Here is a 7,870-nt window from a genome sequence, read left to right on the forward strand (position 1 = left end):
CAACGGCCAGGGGTTCACCGTGAACGGCGGCTTCGCCACCACGCTGCCGCCGGAATAAGGCGCGCGACAGCGAATGGCTCAGGGGCGGCCTTCGGGCCGCCCCTTCTGCATCGTGCTCAGTGCAGCCGCAGGCCGCTCGACTCGAACGTCATCTTCATCTTGCGCCACTGCTCGTATTTGCCGATCGGGAGACTGTAGCCATCCCGCTGACATCTCAGGATGGCGCGGCGCGCCGCAGCCATGGGCGGAGATCGCCGGCGCCTCGAACGCCAATGCCCCCTGGCCGACCGTGACCAGCACCCCTATGGCCAGCAATTCCAGCATGCGCCCCTCCTCTACGCCCCGGCCATTCGTGGCCTTATGCTCTCCCGCGCGCAACCCGGACCGGACGCACCTTCGCCCTGAATTTTGCGAAAATAGATTGTGATAGGCGGGCTCAGCCGTTAGAGTGGTCGCCAGGCGCAGGATCTATGTACTGCGCCTGGCTATGAGACGGGGTGAACCGGCGATACCCGACCACTGCAAGATTGGCGTCGTGCCAGGGGTTGGGTGTCGACCGGTGGTCAGTCGAAGGCGCAGGCCTCCTGATCCAGCTCGACGTCATCCTCCCCATCCTCGAAGAGCGCATGGAGCTTCGCCACATGCTCGCTGACCGCGTAGTCGGCATGCCGCTCCGGCTCCAACTCGGCGGCCGCGGCGATCGCGGCGAAGAGGTCGCGATGGCTCGCCGCGTAGAGGCCGGACTCGGCGATCGGGTTGAGCTCGATGACCACCGGCGTCCCGTCCGGCTTCAGCGCGCAGTCGACGACGTAATGCGCCATCTCCGGCGCCTCCTCCGCGAGCGCCGCGACGAAGCGTTCGGCGTGCTGGCGCAGGGCCGACGCCTCGCTCGGGTGGACACCGATGCGGCCATGGTTGCGATGCGGCTCCGAGCGGGCGGGGAAGCGCAGCCCCTCCCCGTTCTGGATCGGCGTGTCGCTCTCGATGCACCCCGACCCGGTCACGATCTGCGCGTTGATGACGAAGAACCGTGTCTCGTGGCGCATCTCGACGTGCTCCTGCACGAGGATCGCGTCCCGGTCGCCCTCGCGCGCCGCCGAAAGGTAGCCCGTCTCGGCAATGAAGAGGGATTTCGCCTGCTCCGGCGTGCAGCCGGCAGGCACGTCCAGCCGGAACGGCGCCTCGCTCTTGGCGGGCCAGACCACCTTCACGAAACAGCGGCCCCCGGCGAAGCCGCGGATCGCCTCGGCCACGTCGCCACCCGATCCGGTGCGGGCAAGCGTGTTCGCCTCCCTGAGCCGCGCGCTTTCGCCCGGCACGTCGGCGAGCACCGCCTGGCGACCGGCGAAGGCATGGAAGGTCTCCGTCTCGGCATAGTGGTTGGCGAGGTCGTTGCAGGCGGAGGGCCAGCCGAGGTTGAGCCAGTCGGCGTTGCGCGGATCGCTCTGCAACGTGCGGCCGATCAGCATGTCGCGGCAAGGCCGCCCCTCGATGACCAGCTCCGGCGCGTTCACCGCCTTGGACAAGCTCTGCCGTGGCAGGAGCTTCACCTCGAGCCCCGCCCGCAGCGCGGCCTCGAGCATGACGGCCGCCTCGGTCCAGTCCTCGTAATCGACCCCCATCTCGGGGCGATGGGCGACCTCGCGGCCGAGGCGTTCGGACAGGTAGGCATGCAGCGCCTCATCGCGCCGGCAGCGCGGTGCGGGCGCCGCGTAGAGGTCGCCGCAAGGGCGGAAAAGGACGGCCATCGAGATCTCCATTCTGGCTGCGGCGGCGCCGCGTGAGGTCAATCTGCCAGCGGTGTGCGAAAAACCGATCCCGGTGGCTGGCCGCGGCGCGCACGCCGCGACCCATGTTCGAACCGGCTCAGGCCCGGCCGAGCGCGGCCTGGAACTCGCGCCATTCCCGCGCGCCCATGCCCGAGCTTTCCTGATCGACGGCCTCCCCGGCGAGGATCCTCTGGAGGCAGGCCATCGCCGGGCCCGAGAAGCTGACGGCATTGAGCCGATAGTCCTCGAAGGCGCGGTAGGCGGCAGGCACCCAGTCCTGCACCATCCTGCAGATCGCATCGGCATAGACGCGGATCTCATGCTGTGCATGAGCATCGGCCCGTAACCGCAGGAAATGAAACAGGTTATGGAGATCGACCTTCCAATACCACTCGGTGTAGATGTTCACGGGCAGGTTCATGCGCGCGAGCTCGCGGGCGAGGCCCTGCTGGCCATCATCCGAGATCATCGCCTCGTAGTGGTCGTAGGCGCGCATGGAATCCTCGCGCAGCCAGTCGAGGACGCGCTGCGCCTCATCTCCCGACAGGGCCTCGGCCCGGCCCTGATTGTTCGTGGTCGACTGGGCTGCCAGGTCCTCGGGCCGCGGGATGTAGAACTCGCGGTTCAGGATCGAGTAGCGCGCCGAGTATTCGTTGACGTTTGCGGTGCGGTGGCGGATCCACTGCCGCGCCACGAAGACGGGCAGCTTCACATGCAGCTTCAGCTCGCACATCTCGAACGGCGTCGAATGCCAGTGCCGCATCAGGTAGCGGACCAGCCCTTCGTCGTTCTGCACCGACTTGGTGCCGCGCCCGTAGCTGACCCGCGCCGCCTGGCAGATCGCGGCATCGTCGCCCATGTAGTCGACCATGCGGACCAGGCCGTGGTCGAGCACCGGGTGTGGGACGTAGAGATGCTTCTCGGCGCCGGGCGCGGTGGCCCGCAGCGTCTGGCTCGGGCTGGCGCGCAGGTCGTCGATCTCCGCGCGTTGGGCAGCGGTCAGGTGGTCGTTCATCGAGGTCTCCAGGGAAAGGGGCGCGAAGCGCGCGCCGTCAGTAGATGTGGCGGATGCGGGCCGCAATGGCGTCGTCCATCTGCCGGACGAGCTTCAGGACGGCCAGGTAATCCTCGGGCGCGAGGCCGAGGTCCTTGCAGACCTCTTGCCCGATGCGGTCGCGCAGGCCGCAGATCATGTCGCGGATCTCATGGCCGGCAGGGGTGAGGCGGAAGCTTCGGGCCGAGCCGCGCTCGCCGGTCCGACGGCTCACGAGAAAGCCGCTCTCCGCGAGACGGGTGAGATTGTAGGCCGCGTCGGAGCCGATCCAGATCTTGTCGCGCCGCGCCTGCGACGAGGTGACCTCCCGATCCCCGATGCGGTAGAGCAGCACCGCCTGCGCCGGGCCGATGCCGTCGATGTCCAGGCGGGTTAGCTCGTCCTTGACGAGATCGAGGACGTTGCCGCGCATGAGGTCGAAGACCGTCACGAGGTCGGTGTTCGCTATCCCCTGCGCTTCGGGGCTGCCGCCCCGGTCAGGAATAGACATACCAGGCCATTCCGGGCACCCCGATCTCGAGCAGCTGCAACACCCACGCAGCCGCCACGGCGGCCAGGAACATCCCGATGAGCAGGAGAGCCCGCTTGCGGGCATGAGCGACCTGGGCCCCGGCGCGGCGCGCTGCTGCCTTGTGCGCCTTCTTCAGAACGCCCATCTGTTCCCTCGCCTCGATCATTCCAGGTTCCACAATAGTTTGCGAAAAAAAATCAGGCAAGTGCTATCGCGTCGGGCGACGGGGGTGTAATGTGGGAAAAAGTTTCTGCACACGGAATGCAAGATGACGGACGAGACTGACCATAGCCCCGAAAGCACCACCATGCGCTATGGTCGTGCGGGCATCCAACGCTACGAGGTAGGCACTCGCGGCCGCCCGGCCCGGTCGCCGCGCGAGGCCGCCATCCGCACGCTGCGCCTCAAGGCGTTCGGGCGCGTGATGCGCGAGATGCGGGAGGCTGCCGGCCTGAACGTCGCCGAGGCGGCGGAGATCGCGCGCCTGTCGAGCCCGCGCAAGCTGTCGCAATACGAAGGCTCCTGCTATCCGCCCGGCGAAGCGCAGATCCGTCTCGCCTCGACCTATGGCTGCACGAGCTACGACATGGCCACCACCGTGCTGCGCCACTCCGATCCGGACATGTATCTGGCGATCGTGGGCCAGCCCGGCTTCATGCCGGAGGAAGACGAGATCGAGGCCATGATCGCCGAAATGAAGCGCAATGCGAAAAAGGACAAGTAACCCGATGAAGAGCACAGCCATCCTCGCGGCCCTCGGCGCACTCGGCATGGCCGGAAGCGCCTTGGCGCAGACCGTCCCTGATGCCATCGCGGATCTTCCAGGCGTCACATCGATCGGCGAGCTTGCCGGCCTGCAGGCCTGGAGCGCCGAGAACACCCAGTATCTCTGGCTGGAAGGCCCGGATGGCGAGCTGATCGCCGGGTTCGTCTTCGATCGCTCCGGCACCGACATCGGCGCCGAGGCGGCCGGCGTCCAGCCGACGGAGTTCGCCGTCATGACCGGCGCAGTCAGCCCCGAAGAGGCTGCGGCGGGCGTTTCCGCCACCCTCGCCGTGAAGCCCGAGGACATCGGCATCGAGGTGCCGAAGGAGGCCGAGGCGGAAACGTCCGACGAGGTCGCGAAGGAGGCGCCCGCCGCCATTCGGACCAACGAGAAGGGCGAGACGGAGATCATCCTGCCCTCCGAGGCCTTCGACGTGGCCCAGGAGATGCTCACGGATCTGCCGGAAGCCGAGCGTGCTGAATTGCTGATGGCGCTCGTGACCGCCCTGCGTCCGGTCGAAACCGAAGAGGAGTTCGTCGAGGCGCTGCAGGCCTGGCAGGCGGATGTCTACGCCACCATCGAGGGCATGAGCCCCGCCTCGGCCGCCGATGACGCCGCGGCGACCGATGAACAGGCAGCGCCGGAAGCCGAAGCCGAGACCCCGGCCGAGCCCGCGACGATCGAGGAGGATGCCGCGGAAGCCGCGCCGTCCGCTACCGAGGATGCGCAGGTCGTCCCCGCCTCCGCCGAATCCGACACCGCCGATGCGGAGGAGTTCTTCCGCGAGACCCGCGAGGACACGACATGGTTCGCCGTGGGCGATGCGGACGCGCCGGTCGTCTACGCCTATATCGACCCCACCTGCCCGTTCTGCGCGCGCGCGATCGACGGAATGCGGGCCCAGGTCGAGAACGGCGAGCTGCAGCTGCGGGTGATCCTGGCGCCGCTCGTTTCGGCGCGCGCGCCGGAGGTGATCGCCGGCATCCTGCTGCATGACGATCCCGTGGAGGGGTTCCTCGAGCACGAGACCTCGGTGCGCAAGCACACCACCTCGCCGATCAAGCCGCGCACGTTCGAGGAGCTGCCCGCGCAGGTGTCGAGCGGCATCCGCAAGAACTACGAGACCGTGCTCAAGAACCGCGTTCCGGGCGTCCCGTTCTTCGCCTTCGCGACCGAGAGCGGCCCACAATTCGTGTCGGGCGTTCCGAAGAAGGGCGACTTCGACGCCGCCCTGACCGAAGCGAACTGAGGCAGGCGGCGCCCCCACGGGGCGCCGCATCTTTCCGACCCGCCTGAACCCGGTGCGCTGGCAAATGAAGCCCGGCGCGGGTCAGGCCCGGACGTGGGGCCCTTCGGGGCTGTCAGAGCTGGAGCCACGCAAAAGAAAGACAGCCCGCATGCTCGGCAATGCGTCACGAGGAACCGAGACCATGAAGCCCGCCCCGGTCGCCCGGTGGCGGGCTTTTTCGTGCTCGCGGGTTCAGATCTCCGGTGCTTGGGGCGGCTCGGGCCGCAGCGCAGCCTGCATCTCCCGCAGCGCGGCACGGTGTGCTCCCACGCCTGCCCGGCTGTAGCCCGGCTTGTCGCTCTCCCACTCGGGCAGCGACCCGTCGAGGATCAGCCGCTCGATCACCAGCTGCCGGCCGATGCCCTGCCCCCGGTATCGCTCGCTGACGCCCAGGTCGTGGCCGATATAGGCCCCGGCGATCAGCCGTGCCGTGCAGTCGAAGGCCAGCACCCCGCAGCTGCCGCCCTCCTCGCCGCCGGTGAGGGGCAGGTAGATGACGCCCTGCCGGTCATGGTGGCTGTTGAAGATGCGCTTGAGCTCGGCGCGCCGCGGCAGAAGCTCGTCGCGAGACAGTGCCTCGTCGACGTAGAACTCCTTGAGGATGATGTTGGTGGGCTTGCCGAAGACATCGTCGATCGCCAGCCGGTGCGGATCCCCCTCGGGCCCGACGAGGATCGTCGTCTCATCGAGGCTCGCGACCAGATCGGCAAACGGCGCGAGCCGCGCCGCCAGGCCGGTCATCTCAGCCGATCGCCATGTCGTAGTCCGGCTCTTCGGCGCGAAGGTCGATCCCGATCGAGCGCAGCATCTCGTCGAAGCGCTCGGCCATGTCCGCCTTGCAGGAGCCCGAATTGTCGAAATCGGCGTCCGGCACGATCTCACGCACCGCGGCGTCGGTCTTCAGCCCGGAGATCTCGACGCCCTCGCGGTTGATGCGCACGACCGCACCGCCCGCCTTTCGCAGCGCGTCGACCTCGTAGACGATGGACTCGACGACATAGCGGCCGCCCTCGCCCGAATTCTTCACCCGCTCGAGCTCACGACCCAACGTCCAGTCCGGGCCGAGATCGACGCCCATGAAGTAGCCGAACCGCTCCATGTAGTAGCGCGGCGTCTGCTCGTCCGGCAGATACGGGCTGGGCTTGTCCTTCAGGTCGCCATCCGTCATCCGGCGCGCCTCGTCCTCGGTCGCGCCGATATGGGTGAAGTAGGCCCGGCAGGCCACCTTGCCGCCCTCGAACGGGTGCATCCGCTGGAAGCCGTGGTTCTGGACAAGGTGGTCGGCAACGCTCGATTTGCCGACCTGACGGAAGCCCGTGAGCCCGATGATGATGGGAGTGGTCATGTTGTTTGCTCGCTCTGTGTCAGGCGTTGAGGCCAGGGGTGTCGTCATCCGCCTCGCGCCGCGGCGCGATGGGGGCATAGGGACGATGCTTGAACATGATCTTTCGCATGTCGTTCTCATCGGCCTGACGCATGATGATGTCGTCGATGTTCGGCGGCGCCGGGGGGAACATGCCGCTCTTGATGACGAGGTTCGGGTCGAGCTTGCGCGCCTCGAATTCCTCGACGGCATAGCTGCGAAGCTGGTCGCTGAACGCCTGGGACGCGGCGGCGATCGGGCCGAGGCCCTCGGCCGACCGGGGCACGAAGAAGCGCGAGGTGTCGATCTTCTGCCGATCGAAGCCGAGCTGGTCGATGTGATCGCGCGCCGGGGTCGTCGCTTGGCTGACGGCCTGCTGGATCCCCTCGATCAGGCGTGGATCGACCTTGCCTTCGAGCATGCGCTCGGCCTGGTCCCCGCTCAGCGAGAGATTGATCTGGATGTTGGTCACGTTGACGGGCTGGTCCTTCTTCGGCTCGCCGGTCGTGTCGCTCGGGTCGGCTTCGATGCCCGCCTTCTTGAAGGTCTTGCGATACATCGTTCGCAGCAGCTTGAACGACTCCCACGCCCCGCTGAGGCCGATGAGGGCGCTGCCGATGCCGCTGACGACCTTGCCCGCGGCGCTGTCGAAGAAGTTCCGGCCGGTGCTGATGGCATAGGAGGCGAAGGCCTTCGACTTCTCGATGCTCGACTTGAAGACGTCCTGCGCTTCGTCCACCCGATCGCCCAGCCAGCTGCGCATCTCGGTGAGCATCTCGCGCGACTGGTGTGCGAGCTCCACGCCATGGAGCTTCGCCTCGGCCTCGAGGCCGACGCCGACGGTCGCGGTATAGTCCCCGGCGCCGGTCAGGAACCAGTCCACGGTGTTGAAGGACGAGGTCTCCGGCATCCAGGTGAACAGGCAGTAGAGCCCGTCGCTGAGATATGGCAGGGCCTCCGGCAGCGTGCTGCCGAGCGACAGGGAGGCAGCCGCGCCCCCGGCCAGGAACGCAGCATGCGCCGCGGAGGACGGGTTCTCCATCATGCGGTCGATCACGTTCCGGATCATGTTGCTCATTGCCAGCTCCTGCCAATCTGTCGTCTGGAGGAGATTATCGG

General features: G+C 67.4%; 10 protein-coding genes. 2 read left to right on the forward strand and 8 right to left on the reverse strand.

What is annotated here, in order from left to right; translation table 11 throughout:
- Positions 1-78: 78 nt before the first annotated feature.
- The 5 genes from ACFDS3_RS17710 to ACFDS3_RS17730 form a co-directional block, all read right to left on the reverse strand.
- Positions 79-324 carry a hypothetical protein gene (locus ACFDS3_RS17710; protein WP_375263680.1) on the reverse strand — a complete coding sequence of 82 codons (246 nt, stop codon included), beginning with the start codon at positions 322-324 and terminating at the stop codon, positions 79-81.
- A gap of 239 nt (positions 325-563) precedes the next feature.
- Entirely contained in the window at positions 564-1,748 is a 1,185-nt protein-coding gene (locus tag ACFDS3_RS17715) for an ATP-grasp domain-containing protein (RefSeq protein ID WP_375263681.1), read from the reverse strand.
- A 118-nt stretch (positions 1,749-1,866) separates the two neighbouring features.
- The gene (gene thyX, locus ACFDS3_RS17720) at positions 1,867-2,784 is read right to left on the reverse strand and encodes an FAD-dependent thymidylate synthase (RefSeq protein ID WP_375263682.1); all 918 of its coding nucleotides are present in this window, start codon (positions 2,782-2,784) and stop codon (positions 1,867-1,869) included.
- 37 nt (positions 2,785-2,821) lie between these two features.
- Positions 2,822-3,313, reverse strand: coding sequence for a hypothetical protein (locus ACFDS3_RS17725; protein WP_375263683.1), 492 nt, complete (start codon positions 3,311-3,313; stop codon positions 2,822-2,824).
- Positions 3,300-3,500 carry a hypothetical protein gene (locus tag ACFDS3_RS17730; protein WP_375263684.1) on the reverse strand — a complete coding sequence of 67 codons (201 nt, stop codon included), beginning with the start codon at positions 3,498-3,500 and terminating at the stop codon, positions 3,300-3,302. Before ACFDS3_RS17730 ends, ACFDS3_RS17725 begins: the two co-directional genes overlap by 14 nt.
- A gap of 102 nt (positions 3,501-3,602) precedes the next feature.
- Between ACFDS3_RS17730 and ACFDS3_RS17735 the strand changes: the two genes are divergently transcribed.
- Positions 3,603-4,058: a helix-turn-helix domain-containing protein gene (locus ACFDS3_RS17735; protein ID WP_375263685.1), complete on the forward strand. Its 456-nt coding sequence runs from the start codon at positions 3,603-3,605 to the stop codon at positions 4,056-4,058.
- Between the two features lie 4 nt (positions 4,059-4,062).
- Positions 4,063-5,349: a hypothetical protein gene (locus ACFDS3_RS17740; protein WP_375263686.1), complete on the forward strand. Its 1,287-nt coding sequence runs from the start codon at positions 4,063-4,065 to the stop codon at positions 5,347-5,349.
- A gap of 231 nt (positions 5,350-5,580) precedes the next feature.
- Here the strand turns inward: ACFDS3_RS17740 and ACFDS3_RS17745 are convergent, their stop codons facing one another.
- The 3 genes from ACFDS3_RS17745 to ACFDS3_RS17755 all read right to left on the reverse strand — a co-directional run.
- The gene (locus ACFDS3_RS17745; RefSeq protein WP_375263687.1) at positions 5,581-6,129 is read right to left on the reverse strand and encodes a GNAT family N-acetyltransferase; all 549 of its coding nucleotides are present in this window, start codon (positions 6,127-6,129) and stop codon (positions 5,581-5,583) included.
- Position 6,130: 1 nt separating this feature from the next.
- Entirely contained in the window at positions 6,131-6,733 is a 603-nt protein-coding gene (locus ACFDS3_RS17750; RefSeq protein ID WP_375263688.1) for a hypothetical protein, read from the reverse strand.
- 19 nt (positions 6,734-6,752) lie between these two features.
- A partial coding sequence (locus ACFDS3_RS17755) for a hypothetical protein (protein WP_375263689.1) occupies positions 6,753-7,870 on the reverse strand: 1,118 nt, incomplete at its 5' end.

This window comes from Palleronia sp. (genome assembly GCF_042089775.1).
Taxonomy (GTDB): Bacteria; Pseudomonadota; Alphaproteobacteria; order Rhodobacterales; family Rhodobacteraceae; genus Palleronia.